Below are 18,040 nucleotides of genomic sequence, written 5' to 3'. Positions count from 1 at the left end.
ACTTCATGTTTGATCCATTACAGTGTAGGAAAACTACAGGATTGCAGATGCCATTTATTCCTTCCATTGCGGCCTTGCGGGCATTTGAAGCGGCTGCGCGTCATGAAAATTTTCGCAAAGCCGCGGAAGAACTGCACATTACCCATGGTGCTGTTGCACAACAAATTCGTGGGCTTGAGGCGGATCTAAAGACGCATTTGTTTCAACGTCTGACACGGGGTGTCCGACTGACGCCAAGTGGGAAAGAATATGCGGAGCGCGTCCTAGAAGGGCTGACCATTCTGCGTGATGCCACTGATGATGTTATGGGAAAGGCGCAAAATACCCCGCTGATCCTGACGGCGACACCGTCATTTGCGAACTGCTGGTTGTTGCCACGCCTGGCGCGGTTTTCTGAACACAGCACGATTAATCTGCAGGTCAGCGCATCTGAAACCGTAGTAAACCTGTTGGCAGGGGAAGCTGATCTTGCAATACGTCAAAGTCCGCCGCCCTATGGCCGGGGAATTGCGCATCAAAATCTGCTGTCAGGCCGAAATGTGATTGTTGGCGCGCCCAACTGGATGCGCGGAAAGAAAATCGTGGAGGATCTGATGGATACGGATCTGCTGCACGACGGTCACGGCGGATGGCCAGGATATTTTCAGCAGCATCTGGGGGAATTGCCTGCAGGGGCGGGAGACGGGTTGCGATTCAATCAAGCAGCGATGTGTATTCGGCTGGCGTGTGATGGCAAGGGGGTCGCTCTGGTGCCGGAAGCATTGGTGCAGAATGAAATCTCTGAAGGGCGACTCGAAGTTTTCGAAGGCCCACAGCCGCAAGACGGGGCTGGTTTTTATCTGGTTTGGCCTGAAAAGCATGGCCGCAGACGGGATGTTTCCCGCGTCTGTGACTGGCTTGTTACGGAGACAGGTTATCAGGCCCGCGCGTAGTTATTTAGTCAGGATCAGCTTGCCGGCTTTTGTGATGCGCAGAACATAAGTCTGGTCATCCAGCAGGATAGTCGCACATGGATTGCCCTGGGTCAGCAGACGTGCGTCATAGACGGACTGTTGCTGCGGGACGGTTGTGCTGGTCAGTGTGTTTGGGTGGGCAATAGCGTTCATTGCGTTTCCTCCTGGTCATTCTGTTCGCGTGTTTCCAAAGTGCTGACCCTGTTTCGGTCTGCTGAAATAATATCTGATTGTTTTTGTCGGATAAGTCAAGTGAGTCTTTTACTCAACTATTGTTTCTCCGCCGGAAGGAGGCAAAACCCGTCTGTGATCGGTTTCGGCACAGTTGAAATTTACTGAACGGCTTTTGAGCGTTTTAAAGGCTTTAAAGTTTCCGCACTTTGCGCCATCAATCCCTATGCGCTTATTCCTTCTGACTGCCCTCACTATGATAGCCTTTGCGGCCAACTCTGTTCTGAACCGGGCGGCTTTGGTTGATGAAGAGATAACAGCGCTGCAATTTTCAGCCATTCGGGCCGTCTCTGGGGCGTTTATATTGGTCCTGTTGATCCTGATACAGTCTCGTTCGCTGTCTCGTTTACGGGCTGGAAGCGGTGCCGGTGGGGGAATGTTGGCGTTATACCTCATCGGGTTTTCAATCGCTTACGTGCATGTGGATTCTGGTGTCGGGGCATTGATTTTGTTTGGTGGGGTGCAGGTAACGATGTTTGCTGGTGCGGTTTTTGCCCGTGAAAGAATACCACCGCAACGCTGGGCGGGGGCTGCGTTTGCCTTTGTGGGGCTTGCCATTCTTGTCTGGCCCACGGGGTATAGTTCCCCAGCCTTGAAGGGCGTTCTTCTGATGGGCACAGCCGCAGTCGGATGGGGGATCTATTCCCTTCTCGGGCGCGGTACAAAAGACCCTCTGGCGGCGACTTCCGCGAATTTTATCTGGGCGTGTATCCCGGTGCTATGCGCTGTTTTTCTGATCGATGGCAGTACGTTACCAGATATGTCACCTGCGATATTTTATGCCATACTTTCTGGTGGCATCACATCGGGCTTGGGGTATGCGCTCTGGTATCAACTGTTGCCACAATTGCGCACAACAGTAGCCGCAATCGCCCAGCTTTCGGTGCCGGTGATTGCCGCAGCAGGGGGGGCGCTCTTTCTGGGGGAAGTGACCGGCATACGTTTCTGGATCGCAAGTTTTCTTGTACTGGGCGGTATCGCGCTGTCCCTGCTTCCGTCACGGCAACGGGTCTCGAAATCATAACCAATCCCCCATATATATCGTACATGCGCTGGATATATTTGATCTCTCTTCTTCTTTTTGCTGCACCTGTTTCTGCAGATTGCGTGGTGCTTTTGCATGGTCTTGCCCGCACAGAATCGTCCATGGCGGTGGTTGAAGAGGCGCTGGAGGTCAACGGATACAGTGTTGTAAATCAGGGTTATGATTCACGCAGTCAAGACATCCGATCTTTGGCCTCACAGGCGGTGCCCGAAGGGATTGCCCGCTGCCATTTACGGGGGGAAGGTGAGACCATTCACTTTGTAACGCATTCTATGGGCGGCATTCTGTTGCGGGCCTATGTCGCGCAGATGCGTCCTGCCGGGCTTGGGCGTGTGGTGATGATGGGGCCCCCCAATCAGGGATCGGAATTAGTAGACAGTTTCAGTGCGTTGGAGCCGTTTGAGTGGATCAATGGACCCGCTGGAATGGATCTTGGCACCGGGGTGCAAAATACACCGCGCAGTTTGCCGGCGCCTGCATTTGAACTGGGCGTTATTGCCGGCAGCCGGTCACTTAACCCTTTCTATTCAGCGGTTATTCCCGGGCCAGATGATGGTAAGGTTGCCGTGGCGTCCACACGTTTATGGGGAATGCGCGATCATATCGCGTTGCCGGTGACCCATACGTTTATGATGAATAATCCGTTGGTCGTGGGGCAGATCATGATCTTCTTGGACACCGGATACTTTGAGCCATCCATGACATACCGGCAAGCAGCAGAACTGATTGCCGGACCAATCCTTGACGGGGATGATTGATCCGGAAATGATTATTTAGGCGCGCCTTGGACACGGTTAACGTGGCCCATTTTACGACCAGGTTTTACGTCGGCTTTACCGTAAAGATGGATGGATGCCCGTGGATCAGCATGCAGTTCTGGCAAACGATCCATGTCGTCCCCAATTAGGTTTTCCATCACAACATCTGAATGACGCTTGCCATCACCCAACGGCAGACCCGCAACCGCGCGAATGTGCTGTTCAAACTGATCTACGGCGCAGCCATTCTGTGTCCAGTGACCAGAGTTATGCACGCGCGGAGCGATTTCATTGACGATAAGGCCTTGCTGCGTCACAAAAAGTTCCACGCCAAGGACACCGACATAGTCCAGTGCATTCAGGACATTTGCTGTCAAAAGCACCGCATCCATCCGCTGGCTGGCTGTCAGGCGGGCTGGCACTGTGGTGGTGTCCAAGATGCCGTCCTTGTGTATGTTTTCGCCAGGATCATAGCAGGAAACTTCGCCGTTTACGCCACGAGCACCGATGACGGAAACTTCGTGGGAAAACTCGATAAACCCTTCCAGTACAGCTGGTGCACCCGCCATAGCTTTAAATGCGGTATCGGCATCATCAGCGGTTTTCAAACGGGCCTGTCCCTTGCCATCGTAACCCATACGGCGGGTTTTCAGGATAGATGGCGTCCCGATCTCTGAAATTGCAGCGTCAAGATCTGCGCGGCTTTCAACATTTGCGAATGGGGCGGTTGTCAGACCAAGGTCGCGTAGATAATTTTTCTCAGTCAGTCGATCCTGGGACACACGCAACGCTTCGCGGCCGGGGCGAATTGGGCGCAGGCTTTCCAGAAGATCCAATGCAGATGTCGGTATGTTCTCAAATTCATAAGTGATCACATCGACGGCAGCAGCGAAAGTACGCAGGGAATCTTCATCATCGTAATTGGCCGTGGTTACTTGATCTGCAACCTGACCCGCTGGTGGGTTTGTTCCTGGTTCGAAAATATGGGTTTTATACCCAAGACGAGAGGCTGCAACGGATAGCATCCGGCCAAGTTGACCACCGCCAAGAATGCCAATGGTTGCGTTTGCGGGCAGGGGGGCTGTGTGATCAATCATCGCTTGGTTCATCCGGGATAGAGGCGGAAAGGGCATCGCGCCAGGCATCAAGTTTTACAGCCAGCGCATCATCAGACACGGCCAGAATGCCTGCGGCCATCAGACCTGCATTGGCTGCGCCAGCGGCGCCGATGGCCATGGTGGCCACGGGGAATCCCTTGGGCATCTGTACGATAGAATAAAGGCTGTCGACACCAGAAAGGGCCTTGGTTTGAACAGGTACACCAATGACCGGTACACGTGTTTTAGAAGCCATCATACCAGGCAAATGCGCAGCACCACCGGCACCGGCAATGATGACCTTTACGTGGCCAGCTGCCTTTTTTCCATAGTCCCAAAGACGATCCGGCGTGCGGTGTGCGGAAACGATCTTCGCTTCGTAGCTGATACCCAGTTCATCTAGGATCTCAGCGGCAAGTTTCATTGTCGGCCAGTCTGACTGGCTGCCCATAATAATGCCCACATCTGCCATGATCACATCCTTCGGTAGCTTTCAGGAAGCGGCACTATAGACGTTTCAGGGCCACAGACAATCTGGCAAAACGTGAATGCGTGAATTTTAGGCGATAATATCTGGCGTCAGTTCATTTTCGATGGCCTGTATCCGGTCTTTCAGGGCAAGCTTTTGCTTTTTCAACCGTTTCAAAGCCAGCTGATCCGCTGTGGCGCGTTCTGCAAGGGCGTCAATCGCATCGTTCAGATCCCGATGTTCTTCGCGCAGTACCTGCAATTTTACCCGGATGACCTCTTCGTGGGACATTTCTTCAGGATTATCCATAAGTGCGACCTCTTATTTCACAGGGTAACCTAACCCGGTCCGCAGTTTTAAAAAAGAGGACAAATAAAGCAAATGCCTTGCAAGCGGCCCGGGCGCGCTCCATATTTTATGGAAACAGGCCGCTCATTGGCAGGGTCTGGTTGATTGTCGCTGTAAACAGGACGCAAAAAGATGACGAAACTAACCTTGGGCTCATACCCATATCTGCTGGGTTTTGACCAGCTGGAACGCCTTGTGGAACGCACCGCGAAATCCGGAAACGAAGGCTATCCTCCTTTTAACATTGAACAAACCAGCGATCATTCATTTCGGATAACTCTGGCGGTTGCCGGATTCGCAGAAGAAGATCTTTCGATCACCGTTGAAGATCGTCAATTGAATGTGCGCGGTAATCAGCAGGATGCGGATGACAGCCGTGTCTTTTTACACCGGGGAATCGCTGCAAGACAGTTTCAGAAGAGTTTTGTTCTTGCTGAGGGGGTTGAAGTTGGGGCCGCAAGCATGGAAAACGGACTTCTGCATGTGGATCTGACTCGTTCTGTTCCAGATAAAATAGTACAAACGATCGAAATCAATAAGAATCGGGGACAAACATGAACTCAGAATTTAATTTCCCCGGGCAGGAAATCGAAGGCGAAAACCGTACAGTATACGTGCGTGCCATTAATATCGATGATCTTCCTGATGATATGCAAGACGCAGCAAGTGGCGCGGAACATCTGTATGCGGTTTGTACCGAGGAGGGTGAGCAGCTCGCATTGGTGAATGAACGTCGCCTGGCTTTCGTACTTGCCCGCGAACATGATTACGCGCCGGTTTCTGTGCACTGATCTGCAACGCAGTTTCTAAAAACAAAAAACGCCAGTTCAGATGAACCGGCGTTTTTCGTTTTTGTGGTCCGACCAGGGATCAGGCGTTGAACAGGAAGTGCATCACATCGCCATCTTTGACGATATAGGTTTTGCCTTCGATCCGTAGTTTGCCCGCTTCTTTCGCGCCCGCTTCGCCGTTGTTGGCGACGAAATCATCATAGGCGACGGTTTCAGCGCGAATGAAGCCGCGTTCAAAGTCCGTGTGGATTACACCTGCGGCCTGTGGGGCGGATGCACCTTGTTTGGTGGTCCAAGCACGCGCTTCCTTTGGGCCAACGGTAAAGTAGGTTTGCAAGTGCAGAAGTTCGTAACCCGCGCGGATCAGGCGATCCAGGCCAGCTTCTTCTAGGCCCATTTCCTCAAGAAACATCTGGCTTTCTTCTGCTTCAAGTTGAGAAATTTCTTCTTCAATTTGAGCTGAGATCACAACATGTGCAGCGCCTTGTTCAGCCGCCATTTCGGCCACGCGCGCGGAATGTTCATTGCCTTCAGCAGCTTCAGATTCACCAACGTTACAAACGTATAGGATTGGCTTTGAGGTCAGCAATTGCAGCAAGCCCCAGGCCTTTTTGTCGTCTTCGTCAACGTCAACAGTACGGGCAGGTTTGCCATCTTCCAGCTGCGCCAAGGCTGCCTTTAGCAGGCGTTCTTGCTGGGCTGCGTCTTTATCGCCGCCTTTCAGCTTACGCACAAGGTTCGCCATGCGTTTTTCGATGGATTCCATATCTGCAAGCATCAGTTCGGTTTCGATAACTTCGGCATCTGCTACTGGGTCAACGCGGCCGTCAACATGGGTCACATCGCCGTCTTCAAAGCAACGCAGAACATGTGCAATGGAATCGGTTTCACGAATGTTGGCGAGGAATTGGTTGCCAAGGCCTTCGCCTTGGGACGCACCCTTCACAAGGCCTGCGATGTCCACAAAGGTCATGCGTGTTGGGATAATCTGTTTTGAACCCGCAATTTCTGCAAGCTTATCAAGACGTGCGTCTGGCACGGCGACTTCGCCCACATTGGGTTCGATCGTACAGAATGGAAAATTCGCAGCCTGGGCGGCGGCGGTTTTTGTCAGCGCGTTAAACAGCGTTGATTTGCCGACATTCGGAAGGCCGACGATCCCCATTTTAAAGCCCATGCGTATTCTCCTGGCTGCAGTTTCAACAGGCTTCTAGGCTGGGAGCCTCTGCTATGCAAGCCTGTGGGCGTTTGACGGTGGGTTCACGGTAATATGCAGTTTTACACAAACGCGTGAAAGGGGCTGAAATCCAAACGAACCTCCCCAAGTAGTAACGTAACCGAACAGTACAGTTACGTGTGGCCGGCAGCAGCGTCGGAGGTTTTTTTGACATAAGCAAATCACAGGATACCGGGATGAAACGCATTTTTCCCGCCGCACTTTCTGCGGCTTCTCTCATGCTGGGTGCAGCCCAGGTTCAGGCGGCGGACTTTGTAGTTGGCCTTGGTTATACAGATTTCGGCAGCAATGAGCCGCCCAATACGCGGGTGCTGTCATTGGAGTTGCATGGCGATAGTTTCCGTGACGTTGGTCAAGTGGCAGTCAGCCCAATGCTGGTCGTTACGGTGCATGATGGGGGTGACTATTTTGTAGGGGGCGGTCTGTCCGGGCGCTATGATCTGAAGGGCGACTGGTTCGTTGAGGGCAGCCTTGCTCCGGGGCTTTACCTGCCCAGCAGCGACGCAACCGATTTGGGCCACCATCTTGAATTCCGTTCCGTGTTGGGCGTCGGGTATCAGATCAACGACGGCAACGCGATTTCAGTGGCGCTGACGCATAAGTCGAATGCTGGTATTTCAGGCCGCAACCCCGGTGTGGATACGGTCGAGTTGCGTTGGCGTAAGAATTTTTGAAGGGGTCAGCATGGCCTCGTGGTGGTGCAATACGTGGTGCGCTGTGGGCCAAATTTTCTGGGTTTGATGTTGCAGTTCCTAAGCTGGTTTAGGGTTTCTGGTTGTAAAGAACTGGAAAGGACCAGACTGTCGTGTGGCCGAAGGGCTGGGTGCACATCTGGTGCATGTATAATGTCAGAATAACTGTCGCGTTGAATTGATGGCTTCCTCGCACAGATAGTTTGGCACTGCGCAGGCTACCCCCGTCCGACAAAAGGCATGTTGGTGGCCATGACTGTCATGTTCTGAACATTCGCGCCTTCGGGAAGTTCTGCCATATAAAGGAAAGCTTTGGCGATGTCCGGCACCTCCATGGCGGGTTCGCCTTTGATGGTTCCATCCGCCTGCAATACGCCTGCTCGGATCTGGTCAACCATATCTGTCGCAGCGTTGCCAATGTCGATCTGCCCACAGGCGATGTTAAAGGCACGCCCATCCAGAGAAATGGTTTTGGTCAGCCCTGAAATTGCGTGTTTTGTTGCCGCATAAGGGGCGGTTCCGGGCCGTGGTACATAGGATGATACGGATCCGTTGTTGATGATCCGCCCGCCTTGTTTGGCCTGATAACGCATTAGGCCAAACGCCTTGCGCGCGCAGATAAAAGCCCCGTTCAGGTTCACATCCACCATAGATCGCCAGTCAGAAACTGCGATTTCGTCCAAAGGTTTTCCGGGGGTCAGTTTGCCTGCGTTATTGAATAGAAGATCCAGCCGACCCCATTTTGTATGGGCGTGATCAAAGGCTGCATCAACCGATGTTTCGTCGGTGACATCACAGGGCAGGATCAGCGCGTTGTCGCAACCGTTTGCAGTATCGCATAGTGCATTTTCTCGCCGCCCGACCAATCCGACCTTCCAGCCGTTCTTTAGCAAAATTCGTGCGCAGGCCCGGCCAATACCGCTGCCTGCGCCTGTGATGATGGCGGTTCTCTGTGTCATCTGCCGACCTTCAGCTCTCTTTGTTCAGATCCTCAAAAGATCGGCCATTTGCCACCAGGTCAACCAGCAAATCTGCGGGCTTCCAGAAATATGCATCTTCCTTTTCGAATTCCCGGAGATCAGCAAGAAGGTTTTCAAGTCCATACATGTCTGCGTATTTCATCGGGCCGCCACGGTAGCGTGGGAAACCATAGCCATAAAGCGCGACTACATCGATGTCAGATGGGCGCAGGGCCACGCCTTCCTGCAGAACTTTTGCCCCCTCATTCACCATCGCCGCCATGTAACGGCGCATGATTTCATCTTGTGTAAAGTCGCGCGGTGTAATGCCCAACCGGGCTTGTTCGTCGCTGATGATCTTCAGTACATCGGGGTTCTCTTCGCCCTTGCGTGCACCTTCGGGATAAACATACATGCCGCGCCCGGTTTTTTGACCGAAATGACCCGCTTCGCACATTTTGTCTTGTACAGCGCTATAGCGTTCCTCTGAGTTCCGTGAGGCAGCCAAGCGTTTGCGGTTGGCCCAAGAGATATCCATGCCTGCAAGATCATGCACTTGAAAAATTCCGATAGGATAGCCGAAGTCATAGATCGCTTTGTCGATGGCATAGGGGCTTGCGCCATCTTCCATCATATAGGTCGCGCACAGGCCATAGGCTTTGTAGATTCGGTTGCCGATAAATCCATCTTTATTGGCTGCACGTACGGGCGTCTTCTTTAGCAGTTTTGCAAGCGCAAATCCCGTCGCCACAGCATCGTCGGCTGGATCAGACGGCACGACAATTTCCAAAAGTTTCATAATGTTGGCGGGGGAAAAGAAATGTAGGCCAATGACATCTTGGGGGCGGGATGTGACGTTCGCGATGGCATCGACATCCAGATATGATGTGTTTGTTGCCAGAACCGCGCCGGGCTTTGCGATCTGGTCCAGTTGACGGAAGACGTCTTGCTTGACCTCAAGGTTTTCAAAGACCGCTTCGATGATCAAATCGCAGTCTGACATGGCGGAATATTCGGTGGCAGGCGTATAAAGTGCCATGTGTTTTGCTTTACCTGCGTCATCCATACGGCCCTTTTTGATCATGCCATCATAGACCTTTTCAACATTCGCCTGACCGCGGGCAATACTTTCGGCGTCGCGTTCTACCATGACAACTGGCAAGCCTGCGTTCAGGGCCGCAACCGTGATGCCCGCGCCCATGGTGCCGCCGCCAATCACCGCGATTTGCTTTAGGGGGCGAGGTTGTGCACGCGAGGCTTCCGGCACTTTGGTGCAGGTGCGCTCGGCAAAAAACGCATGGATCATGCCTTGACGTTGTGGGGTTCCCATACAGGCTAGGAATTGCTCGCGTTCAAAAGCCAAGCCTTCGGAAATAGGTTTCTCCAGCGCGACCTCGACACAGTCCACTATGCGAAACGGGGCAAACTGGCCGCGCGCGCGTTTGCTTAATGTTGCACGCGTGGCATCAATGGCGGCACGGTTTGCCGTTTCATCGGCCAAGCCTTCATCGCGTTTACCAGAGGGGCGAGGGGCAGCACCAGCTGTGATCAGCTCATGAGCATAGGTAAGAGCTGCGTCTTTTAGATCGCCGTCAGCAATCCGGTCGATGATCCCAAGAGCATGGGCTGCGTTAGCGTCGATGGGTTTGCCGCTGGTGGCCAAATCGAGGGTGGCTTTGGCCCCGGCAATGCATGTGGTACGCTGTGTGCCACCCGCGCCTGGTAGAATGCCAAGGTTCACTTCCGGCAAACCTATCCGTGTAGATTTATCGGCTATGCGGTAATGCGCGGACAGGCCAACTTCCAGCCCGCCGCCCAGTGCCGTACCATGCATTGCGGCGATAACAGGTTTTGTGCAGGCCTCTATTCGGGCTACGACTTCGGGCAGGTAGGGATCAACCGGAGGTTTGCCAAATTCACGAATATCCGCCCCTGCAGGGAATGTGCGTCCCGCTCCGATGAGGAGCACCGCATCTGCCTGTGAATCAGTTTCTGCACGTTCGATACCTTCCACCAAACCTTGTCGCACAGCCAGACCAAGGGCGTTGACAGGTGGATTGTCGATGGTCAGAACCGCGATGGCCCCGCTAAGTTCATAACTGACGGCGTTGCTCATGGCTTGGGCTCCGGCTTTAAATGTTACGGTTTGTGGTTGAATACGAAGATATTGTTACATTCGCAATGTTTTTCCCGACCGGTCGGTAAGTTTTGTAAAATTCATTGACACATCGCCATGCGCTTGAATATCGTTAGTGTGCAAACATAATGGATGCCCAATGCGCTACGTCACCGCAACCACAGAACAGGAAGCCTTTTCATCCCTGAGGCAGGGAGAGATTTCTGTTGTGGCCGGTGGCACCGATTTCTTTCCGCGGCTGGGGGATCACAAAATTATGCCGCCAGTTTTGGATATTACCAGATTGCCTGGCTATCGGGGTGTTTCCCGAAATGATGGCTGTTGGCGTATCGGTGCCGCCACCCGTTGGAGCGACATTTCAAATGCAGATCTGCCGCCAGCATTTGATGGGCTGCGGGCAGCCGCGCGTGAAATCGGTTCAGTTCAGATCCAAAACAGGGGAACAATTGGCGGAAACCTTTGTAATGCGTCCCCTGCAGCGGACAGTGTGCCGCCTTTGTTGACGCTTAATGCCGAGGTTGAACTTGTTTCCGAAGCAGCAACGCGTCAAATGCCGCTGCAATCTTTCATTATGGGACCTGGAAAAACCTGTCTGAAAGAGGGGGAAATTTTGAAATCTGTAATTATCCCCGAGCTTCCAGAAGGGGCAATTTCCAGCTTTCAAAAACTTGGATCGCGTGAGTATCTGGTTATTTCTATCGCTATGGTTGCTCTGTTACATATACCTGAGAATGGTCAGGCCAAAGCTGAAACACGTGTTTCAGTTGGAGCTTGCTCTCCTGTTGCATGTAGGCTTAAACGCCTAGAGGTTGATCTGTTTGGTGTACAACGTGCTGAAATTCCGCGACAAATTAACTCTGGATATTCGGATGCACTCTCGCCTATAGGGGATGTGCGTGCATCGAAGTTCTATCGATTACATGCAGCAGAAACCCTGGTCCGTCGCATGTTGACCGGGATTTCGAAGGAGAGCATCAGTGGATGACCTGGCAGAAATCCCGGTGCTCTCCTTCACCCTTAATCACCAAGATCGCTCCGTCCAGATGCCGCAGTCCGGGCGCTTATCTGATGCATTACGTGATGGATTATCGCAGACAGATGTGAAATCCGGGTGTGACGCAGGGGATTGTGGTGCCTGTACGGTTTTGCTTGATGGCGTTCCCGTCTGTTCCTGTATTACCCCTGCGGCGCAAGCTGTCGGATGTCATGTAGAGACCCAGGCCGGGCTTGTTGAGAGTGATGATCTGTCTCGGAAGCTTGCCGACAGCTTTCTTGCCCATGGGGCCGCGCAATGTGGGATTTGTACGCCAGGAATGATGGTTGCTGCAGTTGCATTGCTGCGCGAACAATCGAAACCTTCTGAGAAACAGGTAAAAGATGCGCTGGGTGGGATTTTGTGCCGATGTACGGGATATCGCAAGATCATTGATGCGGTGATGCAGGTTCATAGTTTTGTGACACCATCTGACGCAGGGCGTGTTGGGCAAAGCCCGCTTCGTCTGGATGGGGAGGTCAAGGTAACGGGGGCGGAAATCTTCGGAGATGATGGGGCGCCGGATAATGCTCTCGTTTTACGGCTGGTACGCAGTCCCTTTGCTTATGCTGGTTTTGACATTGGGGATATTGCTGCGTTTGTTGCGAACCATCCCGGGGTGCAGTTTGTTCAGACCGCAGATGACATACCCGGCGAAAAATTATTTGGCGTGATCCCCGGCTTTATCGATCAACCTGTCTTTGCTGAAAATGAAACTCGGTTTCGGGGCGAAGCAGTTGCTGCGATTATCGGTGAACCAGACGCGGTGAATGCCCTGACCCTGCCGGATGATTTTCCTGTAACCTGGCATGAACGCGACGCAGCAATGACTTCGGATCAGGGGCTGTCGCCTAAGGCAGCACAGCTACATGAACACCGTGCGGGTAATATCATGTGTGAAGGGCTTGTTCGTCATGGAAATGCACAATCCGCGTTGGCACAAGCTGATGTGGTGGCAGAAGGACGGTTTCGCACAGGATTTGTTGAACATGCATATATTGAACCCGAAGCCGGTTTTGCACGGCGGGTCGGGGATCGGATGGAAGTGCACGCCTGCACGCAGGCCCCGGTTATGGATCAGGAAGGTGTCGCGTCGGTTTTGGGCGTACCTCTAGATCATGTCCGCATCGTACCGACGGCAACCGGCGGTGGCTTTGGGGCGAAACTTGATATGTCGGTCCAACCTTATCTGGCACTTGCAGCAATGCAGACAGATCGTCCGGTTCGTATGGCCTATAGCCGACGCGAATCCATGCAAAGCACAACCAAACGCCATCCTTCTGATATCACTTTAAAAATCGGTGCGACCCGGGACGGGATGATCAGCGGGATGCAATTTGACGGTGTTTTCAATACGGGTGCTTATGCATCATGGGGGCCTACGGTCGCCAATCGGGTGCCAATTCACGCTTCGGGGCCTTATCGGATACCTGATTTTCTGGCTGAAAGTCGTGCTGTTCACACCCACACGATGCCGGCTGGTGCTTTTCGGGGGTTTGGCGTGCCGCAATCCGCCATTGCCCAGGAAGTGCTGTTTGACGACCTGGCAGAACAGCTGAACATTGATCCGCTGACATTTCGCTTGAAAAACGCCCTGCGTAACGGAGATCGTACAACCTGCAATCAGCTGCTCGAAAGTGGTGTCGGTATTGCAGCTTGTTTTGAAAGACTGCAACCGCATTGGGAAGCAGCCCGTCTGGCGGCAGAGCAATTTAACAATACGACGACATCTATCCGGCGCGGTGTGGGCATCGCGGGGGGATGGTATGGTTGTGGCAACACATCACTGCCCAATCCGTCAACCATACGATCAGGTCTGCGACGTGATGGGCAGATCGTTTTGCACCAGGGGGCTGCGGATATTGGCCAGGGGGCCAATACAGTCATTGCCCAGATTTTTGCAGAAGCGCTTGGCGTGCCATTGGCAGATTTGATGTTGATTGGCGGTGACACGGATGTGACACCGGATGCAGGCAAAACGTCGGCATCCCGTCAGACTGTGGTGTCCGGAAATGCAGCGCGCCTGTCAGGCCTTGCGCTGCGGGCAGCGATCCTGAAGCTTTGTAATGCCGGTGAGGAGGCCTTAATCCACCCCGTTGCGGGCGGCGTTGAGGTGCATGAGGGCGGGCAGACGCATGTTCTGCCCCTGGGATCGCTGCCTGTAAATTCAACAGGCTACGTTGTGGAAGCCATCGAAACCTGGGATCCGCCCACGGCGCCTCTGGATGAAAATGGTCAAGGTGTCCCCTATGCGGTGTATGGCTATGCTGCCCATATCGCAGAAATCGAAGTGGATATCGAACTGGGCACCACCCACGTCACGCGTTTCATCGCAGCACATGACGTGGGGCGTGTGATCAACCCGATGCTTGCAGAAGGACAGATTGAAGGTGGGATCGCACAGGGAATGGGTCTGGCCCTGATGGAAGAATACATTCCCCACGTGACCGAAAACCTGCATGACTATCTAATTCCAACCATCGGAGACATGCCGCCGGTGACGTCCTTGTTGATTGAAGAGCCTGACCCGCATGGACCTTTTGGAGCGAAAGGATTGGGGGAACATGTGTTGATCCCAACTGCCCCGGCAATTTTGAATGCTATTCGTCACGCCACAGGCGCACGTCTGACGCAGGTGCCTGCCACGCCTGATCGGGTACTTGCAGCCCTGAAGGATCTGTCATGAGTGAAACCACGTCTAAACCCCGTCGTGAACAGCCTGCCAAAATCCGCTGCGATGCCTGTCCGGTTTTATGTTTCATTGCGGAAGGCCGTTCAGGTGCCTGCGATCGCTACGCCAACCATGACGGCGAACTTGTGCGCCTTGATCCTCTGGTGATTGTTGAGCGAAACCAAACGGATGGGGGGAAGCTGGTACCGTTCCTGGATGGAGATGCCGACTGGGATGGCGATTTGCTTCAAAACACTCGTCAATTCGTCACGGCCGTTGGGGCTGGTACGACCTATCCGGATTACAAACCCGCGCCTTTCATTGTCAGCCAACCGCTGGAGGGGGTGGATATGGTGACCGTGGTGACTGAAGGCATCTATTCTTATTGCGGTGTAAAGGTAAAGATCGACACGGACCGTCATATCGGTGAAGAGGCTGCGACAGTGCGTGTGGATGGTGAAGCAATCGGTCATGTGATGACCGGGGAATATGGTTCGCGGATGCTGTCCCTGGGCGGTGTTGACCATCTTACCGGCGGCAGCAAAAAAGAAGGTCGGGTGACCTGTGCCGCACTGCTTTCTTTGTGCAATCGTGAAGCGGTAACAATGACGGTAGATGGCGGTGCAGAATTAACCCTTCAGGCCGGGCATGCACCCATAATTAACGGCCATCAAGAAGAACTGATGCGTGTCGGTTGTGGATCTGCGGCTATTGGCATGTTCGCCCGTCAATGGGCCCCGATTGTTGATGATGTGGTGGTCGTGGATGACCACATCACAGGGGTTTTATCCGAACATCAGGCCGGTAAAATGTTGGATGTAAAGCCGACCGGGATTAAGATTAAAGGTCGTCGTTCTACACCGGGGCGGTATTTTCAGGTGGCTGAACCCGGCACTGGCTGGGGTGGCACGGATATTGAAGATCCCCTGACTATCCTAGACAGCTTTAAATCTGATCAGGCCTGGGAAGGGTTGCGCCTGCTTATGGTATCCACAACGGGCGAACAGTGGGCCTATTTTGAACTTGATGCGGAGCTTTTTCCCCAACCGGCGGAGGCGTCGCCAGCGTTGCGCGCTGCTGTAGAACGGGTCGCTGAAAACTGTGAACCGGCTATGGCATCGGTTCTGTTTATGGGTGGTGCTGGGGGGTCGTTGCGGGCGGGTGTCACTGAAAACCCTGTACGTCTTACGCGTTCTGTCAAAGACGCGTTAACCTATGTGTCCTGCGGTGGTGCGCCTGCATATATCTGGCCGGGTGGCGGTATCACTGTGATGGTCGATGTTTTGAATATGCCTGAAAATTCATTTGGTTATGTGCCGACTCCCGCATTGGTCGCCCCTATAGAGTTTACAATGCGTCTGTCAGATTATGAATCTCTAGGTGGCCATATGGATGAGGTCCGACAGCTGAAAGATGTGGTGTCTACGGCGACAGAACACCGCCATCAAGGACAGCATGAAAGCTATCCTTGGCCCACCGATGAACGTCATTTTTCCTGGGAAGCAGCACGTCGTCGGAAGAAGGGGGAAACTGGCAGATGAATGGGCCACAGGTTTCATATCTGCCGGATGGTCGTCTGCATTTGAACCATGGTCCGATTGATCTGGTGATTATGGTGGAAGGCCCCAATGCGGACACAGCTTTCAAGGTGGCAATCAACCGGTTTGAAACACTGCTGCAAGAACTGGTGGATGAACTACCCATGCTGCGCAGTCCCGATTACATGGATCACCTGACGGGCCAGGTTGCCTGCCGCATGCGACAGGCCGTGATCCCTCACCAGCCGGTCTTTATCACGCCTATGGCTGCCGTTGCAGGGGCTGTCGCGGATGAAATACTGTCTGTAATTCAACAGACCGAAGGGGTGTCTCGTGCGGCCGTCAATAATGGCGGGGATATCGCGATATACTTGCCGGACGGGGCTGAGATGACCATCGGTATTTCATCAGATATGGGGGCATTGTGGGGTAAAATTAACCTCTCTGGATGTGACAATATCAGAGGGATCGCCACATCGGGTCGTGGTGGTCGCAGCCTATCCATGGGGATTGCTGACAGTGTTACGGTTCTTGCAGAGAACGCCGCACAGGCTGACGCGGCTGCCACGCTGGTCGCCAATGCCTGTGATCTGCCAGATCATCCGTTGGTCACTCGTGTTTCCGCGTGCAATTTGGATCCAGACAGTGACCTTGATGCCCGCCTTGTCGTGACGCATTGCGCTGAACTGTGCGACCAAGACAAGAACTTGGCGCTTGAGCGGGCATTCCGTTGTGCCAATGATATGATGACCCGTGGCCTAATTGCAGGTGCCGCAGTGTTTCTGCAGGGCAATGCCCGATTCAGTGAAAACCGGGGTGTGACGTTTTTCCAAGAGAAAGGATATCTCTGTGCCTAAAGTTATTATTCGAAAGCAATCCATTGTGGTGGAAGAGATCTTCCACGAAGGTGGCCCCATCGCAACTGTCCCTCTCAAGCGGGCGGCTGCACTTGCTGTGATTAAAAATCCTTTCGCCGGACGTTACGAGGAAGAAATTTCCAGCTTTATGGAGGATCTGAAACCTCTGGGCTTGTCCATGGCCCGTCGTCTGATTGATGCTTTGGGTGGTAATCCATCCTTGGTTGAAGGATACGGAAAAGGGGCGATTTCAGGTGCAGCGGGTGAAGTTGAACATGCAGCTCTTTGGCATGTGCCCGGGGGATATGCCATGCGCGAATCTTTGGGGGATGCACTTGCGATTGTCCCATCTACTAAGAAAGTCGGGGGCACGGGGGCGCGCCTTGATGTCCCGATCACTCATGTGGATGCCTCATATGTACGAAGCCATTTCGACGCGATGGAAATAGGTATGAATGACAGCCCACGCGCCGATGAATTGCTGTTGGTTTTGGTGATGACAACCGGTGCGCGCGTACATGCGCGGGTGGGCGGCCTGGCAAAAGAAGATATTTCTGAAAAGGATGGTTTGCGATGAGATCTGAGATCCGAAAAATTGCCGTATCGGTTGAAGAAACCCATCAGGAGGCCGGGCGTGAGATCTCTCCCGCCACCCGGAAAGCCGTCGCTGTGGCGGTGATCCGAAATCCGTTCGCTGGAGGGTTTACAGAAGATCTGACACCCCTGATGGAGATCGGGGCCGAGCTTGGCGGTCTGCTGGGGGAAAAATGTGTCGAAGCCCTTGGCATCAAACCCGCACAGGCGGAAAGTTATGGCAAAGCTGCTATGGTGGGCGAAGGCGGGGAATTAGAACATGCCGCCGCTATTTTGCACCCCCAACTGGGCGCACCACTGCGTATCGCTGTAGAAAAAGGTGCAGCCCTTGTGCCCAGTTCCAAGAAAATGGGTGGGCCTGGGCAGGCGCTGGACGTTCCGTTGGGCCATAAAGATGCGGCCTACGTGCGTAGTCATTTCGATGGGATCGAAGTGCGCCTGAATGATTCACCTCGCAGTGGTGAAATCTTGGTTGCTGTTGCCGTGACGGACAGCGGCCGCCCATTGCCGCGCGTCGGCGGCCTGACGCATGACGATGCGGAGGGCGTCGATGGATTACGTTAATCCGCGTTTATGCGTCGTTTGACGGGGTTTTCTGCTGTGGGTTGTTGGTGTAATAACATCTGATGC

General features: G+C 53.5%; 19 protein-coding genes. 12 read left to right on the top strand and 7 right to left on the bottom strand.

From position 1 onward, the window contains the following. Positions 1-47: 47 nt before the first annotated feature. Positions 48-932: a LysR substrate-binding domain-containing protein gene (locus ACPGUT_RS04050; protein ID WP_423989034.1), complete on the top strand. Its 885-nt coding sequence runs from the start codon at positions 48-50 to the stop codon at positions 930-932. Here ACPGUT_RS04050 and hemP read toward each other — a convergent pair whose 3' ends face one another. Continuing rightward, positions 933-1,106, bottom strand: a complete 174-nt coding sequence (gene hemP, locus ACPGUT_RS04045) for a hemin uptake protein HemP (RefSeq protein ID WP_423989033.1) — start codon at positions 1,104-1,106, stop codon at positions 933-935. Between the two features lie 274 nt (positions 1,107-1,380). On the opposite strand from hemP, the gene ACPGUT_RS04040 reads away from it, so the two are divergent. Next, positions 1,381-2,208 carry a DMT family transporter gene (locus ACPGUT_RS04040; RefSeq protein ID WP_423989032.1) on the top strand — a complete coding sequence of 276 codons (828 nt, stop codon included), beginning with the start codon at positions 1,381-1,383 and terminating at the stop codon, positions 2,206-2,208. A gap of 38 nt (positions 2,209-2,246) precedes the next feature. Beyond that, on the top strand, positions 2,247-2,987 hold the full coding sequence (locus tag ACPGUT_RS04035) for an esterase/lipase family protein (protein ID WP_423989031.1): 741 nt from the start codon (positions 2,247-2,249) through the stop codon (positions 2,985-2,987). An 11-nt stretch (positions 2,988-2,998) separates the two neighbouring features. Here ACPGUT_RS04035 and ACPGUT_RS04030 read toward each other — a convergent pair whose 3' ends face one another. The 3 genes from ACPGUT_RS04030 to ACPGUT_RS04020 all read right to left on the bottom strand — a co-directional run bounded on the left by ACPGUT_RS04030 (position 2,999) and on the right by ACPGUT_RS04020 (position 4,862). Next, positions 2,999-4,084, bottom strand: coding sequence for a 5-(carboxyamino)imidazole ribonucleotide synthase (locus ACPGUT_RS04030; RefSeq protein ID WP_423989030.1), 1,086 nt, complete (start codon positions 4,082-4,084; stop codon positions 2,999-3,001). Continuing rightward, on the bottom strand, positions 4,077-4,556 hold the full coding sequence (purE, locus tag ACPGUT_RS04025; RefSeq protein ID WP_423989029.1) for a 5-(carboxyamino)imidazole ribonucleotide mutase: 480 nt from the start codon (positions 4,554-4,556) through the stop codon (positions 4,077-4,079). Before purE ends, ACPGUT_RS04030 begins: the two co-directional genes overlap by 8 nt. Before the next feature lie 87 nt (positions 4,557-4,643). Further along, a complete protein-coding gene (locus tag ACPGUT_RS04020; protein ID WP_423989028.1) occupies positions 4,644-4,862 on the bottom strand; it encodes a YdcH family protein in 219 nt (72 codons plus the stop codon). A gap of 171 nt (positions 4,863-5,033) precedes the next feature. Between ACPGUT_RS04020 and ACPGUT_RS04015 the strand changes: the two genes are divergently transcribed. Together ACPGUT_RS04015 and ACPGUT_RS04010 are read left to right on the top strand one after the other, a co-directional pair. Next, entirely contained in the window at positions 5,034-5,459 is a 426-nt protein-coding gene (locus ACPGUT_RS04015; RefSeq protein ID WP_423989027.1) for an Hsp20 family protein, read from the top strand. Then, positions 5,456-5,692, top strand: a complete 237-nt coding sequence (locus ACPGUT_RS04010) for a DUF1150 family protein (RefSeq protein WP_423989026.1) — start codon at positions 5,456-5,458, stop codon at positions 5,690-5,692. The genes ACPGUT_RS04015 and ACPGUT_RS04010 overlap by 4 nt, the downstream gene beginning before the upstream one ends. A gap of 79 nt (positions 5,693-5,771) precedes the next feature. Here ACPGUT_RS04010 and ychF read toward each other — a convergent pair whose 3' ends face one another. Further along, complete coding sequence (ychF, locus tag ACPGUT_RS04005) at positions 5,772-6,869, bottom strand: redox-regulated ATPase YchF (RefSeq protein ID WP_423989025.1); 1,098 nt, start codon at positions 6,867-6,869, stop codon at positions 5,772-5,774. A gap of 236 nt (positions 6,870-7,105) precedes the next feature. Between ychF and ACPGUT_RS04000 the strand changes: the two genes are divergently transcribed. Beyond that, complete coding sequence (locus ACPGUT_RS04000) at positions 7,106-7,603, top strand: acyloxyacyl hydrolase (protein ID WP_423989024.1); 498 nt, start codon at positions 7,106-7,108, stop codon at positions 7,601-7,603. A gap of 236 nt (positions 7,604-7,839) precedes the next feature. On the opposite strand, the gene ACPGUT_RS03995 is transcribed toward ACPGUT_RS04000, so the two are convergent. Together ACPGUT_RS03995 and ACPGUT_RS03990 are read right to left on the bottom strand one after the other, a co-directional pair. After that, entirely contained in the window at positions 7,840-8,580 is a 741-nt protein-coding gene (locus tag ACPGUT_RS03995) for an SDR family oxidoreductase (protein ID WP_423989023.1), read from the bottom strand. Between the two features lie 10 nt (positions 8,581-8,590). Further along, positions 8,591-10,696 carry a 3-hydroxyacyl-CoA dehydrogenase NAD-binding domain-containing protein gene (locus ACPGUT_RS03990; protein WP_423989022.1) on the bottom strand — a complete coding sequence of 702 codons (2,106 nt, stop codon included), beginning with the start codon at positions 10,694-10,696 and terminating at the stop codon, positions 8,591-8,593. 160 nt (positions 10,697-10,856) lie between these two features. Here ACPGUT_RS03990 and ACPGUT_RS03985 point away from each other — a divergent pair, with 160 nt between their 5' ends. The 6 genes from ACPGUT_RS03985 to ACPGUT_RS03960 are packed head-to-tail and all read left to right on the top strand — an operon-like array spanning position 10,857 to position 17,974. Continuing rightward, positions 10,857-11,702, top strand: coding sequence for an FAD binding domain-containing protein (locus tag ACPGUT_RS03985; protein ID WP_423989021.1), 846 nt, complete (start codon positions 10,857-10,859; stop codon positions 11,700-11,702). Next, positions 11,695-14,436 (top strand): molybdopterin-dependent oxidoreductase, encoded by a 2,742-nt coding sequence (locus ACPGUT_RS03980; RefSeq protein WP_423989020.1) that lies wholly within the window; start codon positions 11,695-11,697, stop codon positions 14,434-14,436. The genes ACPGUT_RS03985 and ACPGUT_RS03980 overlap by 8 nt, the downstream gene beginning before the upstream one ends. Beyond that, positions 14,433-15,962: a 6-hydroxynicotinate reductase gene (locus ACPGUT_RS03975; protein ID WP_423989019.1), complete on the top strand. Its 1,530-nt coding sequence runs from the start codon at positions 14,433-14,435 to the stop codon at positions 15,960-15,962. Before ACPGUT_RS03980 ends, ACPGUT_RS03975 begins: the two co-directional genes overlap by 4 nt. Beyond that, the gene (locus tag ACPGUT_RS03970; RefSeq protein ID WP_423989018.1) at positions 15,959-16,816 is read left to right on the top strand and encodes a UPF0280 family protein; all 858 of its coding nucleotides are present in this window, start codon (positions 15,959-15,961) and stop codon (positions 16,814-16,816) included. The genes ACPGUT_RS03975 and ACPGUT_RS03970 overlap by 4 nt, the downstream gene beginning before the upstream one ends. Further along, positions 16,809-17,393 (top strand): amino acid synthesis family protein, encoded by a 585-nt coding sequence (locus tag ACPGUT_RS03965; protein ID WP_423989017.1) that lies wholly within the window; start codon positions 16,809-16,811, stop codon positions 17,391-17,393. The genes ACPGUT_RS03970 and ACPGUT_RS03965 overlap by 8 nt, the downstream gene beginning before the upstream one ends. Then, complete coding sequence (locus ACPGUT_RS03960) at positions 17,390-17,974, top strand: amino acid synthesis family protein (protein WP_423989016.1); 585 nt, start codon at positions 17,390-17,392, stop codon at positions 17,972-17,974. The genes ACPGUT_RS03965 and ACPGUT_RS03960 overlap by 4 nt, the downstream gene beginning before the upstream one ends. Positions 17,975-18,040 lie beyond the last annotated feature (66 nt).

The organism is Halocynthiibacter sp., from assembly GCF_049608145.1.
Classification (GTDB): Bacteria; Pseudomonadota; Alphaproteobacteria; order Rhodobacterales; family Rhodobacteraceae; genus Halocynthiibacter.
Note: the sequence above shows the minus strand (reverse complement) of the source record. Positions and strands in the feature narration are given on the sequence as shown.

Excerpts from the sequence above, each read along its gene's own strand:
- ACPGUT_RS04050 (WP_423989034.1), top strand. The coding sequence starts at position 48 with ATGCCATTTATTCCTTCCATTGCGGCCTTGCGGGCATTTGAAGCGGCT.
- hemP (WP_423989033.1), bottom strand. The coding sequence starts at position 1,106 with ATGAACGCTATTGCCCACCCAAACACACTGACCAGCACAACCGTCCCG.
- ACPGUT_RS04040 (WP_423989032.1), top strand. The coding sequence starts at position 1,381 with ATGATAGCCTTTGCGGCCAACTCTGTTCTGAACCGGGCGGCTTTGGTT.
- ACPGUT_RS04030 (WP_423989030.1), bottom strand. The coding sequence starts at position 4,084 with ATGATTGATCACACAGCCCCCCTGCCCGCAAACGCAACCATTGGCATT.
- purE (WP_423989029.1), bottom strand. The coding sequence starts at position 4,556 with ATGGCAGATGTGGGCATTATTATGGGCAGCCAGTCAGACTGGCCGACA.
- ACPGUT_RS04020 (WP_423989028.1), bottom strand. The coding sequence starts at position 4,862 with ATGGATAATCCTGAAGAAATGTCCCACGAAGAGGTCATCCGGGTAAAA.
- ACPGUT_RS04015 (WP_423989027.1), top strand. The coding sequence starts at position 5,034 with ATGACGAAACTAACCTTGGGCTCATACCCATATCTGCTGGGTTTTGAC.
- ACPGUT_RS04010 (WP_423989026.1), top strand. The coding sequence starts at position 5,456 with ATGAACTCAGAATTTAATTTCCCCGGGCAGGAAATCGAAGGCGAAAAC.
- ychF (WP_423989025.1), bottom strand. The coding sequence starts at position 6,869 with ATGGGCTTTAAAATGGGGATCGTCGGCCTTCCGAATGTCGGCAAATCA.
- ACPGUT_RS04000 (WP_423989024.1), top strand. The coding sequence starts at position 7,106 with ATGAAACGCATTTTTCCCGCCGCACTTTCTGCGGCTTCTCTCATGCTG.
- ACPGUT_RS03995 (WP_423989023.1), bottom strand. The coding sequence starts at position 8,580 with ATGACACAGAGAACCGCCATCATCACAGGCGCAGGCAGCGGTATTGGC.
- ACPGUT_RS03990 (WP_423989022.1), bottom strand. The coding sequence starts at position 10,696 with ATGAGCAACGCCGTCAGTTATGAACTTAGCGGGGCCATCGCGGTTCTG.
- ACPGUT_RS03985 (WP_423989021.1), top strand. The coding sequence starts at position 10,857 with ATGCGCTACGTCACCGCAACCACAGAACAGGAAGCCTTTTCATCCCTG.
- ACPGUT_RS03975 (WP_423989019.1), top strand. The coding sequence starts at position 14,433 with ATGAGTGAAACCACGTCTAAACCCCGTCGTGAACAGCCTGCCAAAATC.
- ACPGUT_RS03970 (WP_423989018.1), top strand. The coding sequence starts at position 15,959 with ATGAATGGGCCACAGGTTTCATATCTGCCGGATGGTCGTCTGCATTTG.
- ACPGUT_RS03960 (WP_423989016.1), top strand. The coding sequence starts at position 17,390 with ATGAGATCTGAGATCCGAAAAATTGCCGTATCGGTTGAAGAAACCCAT.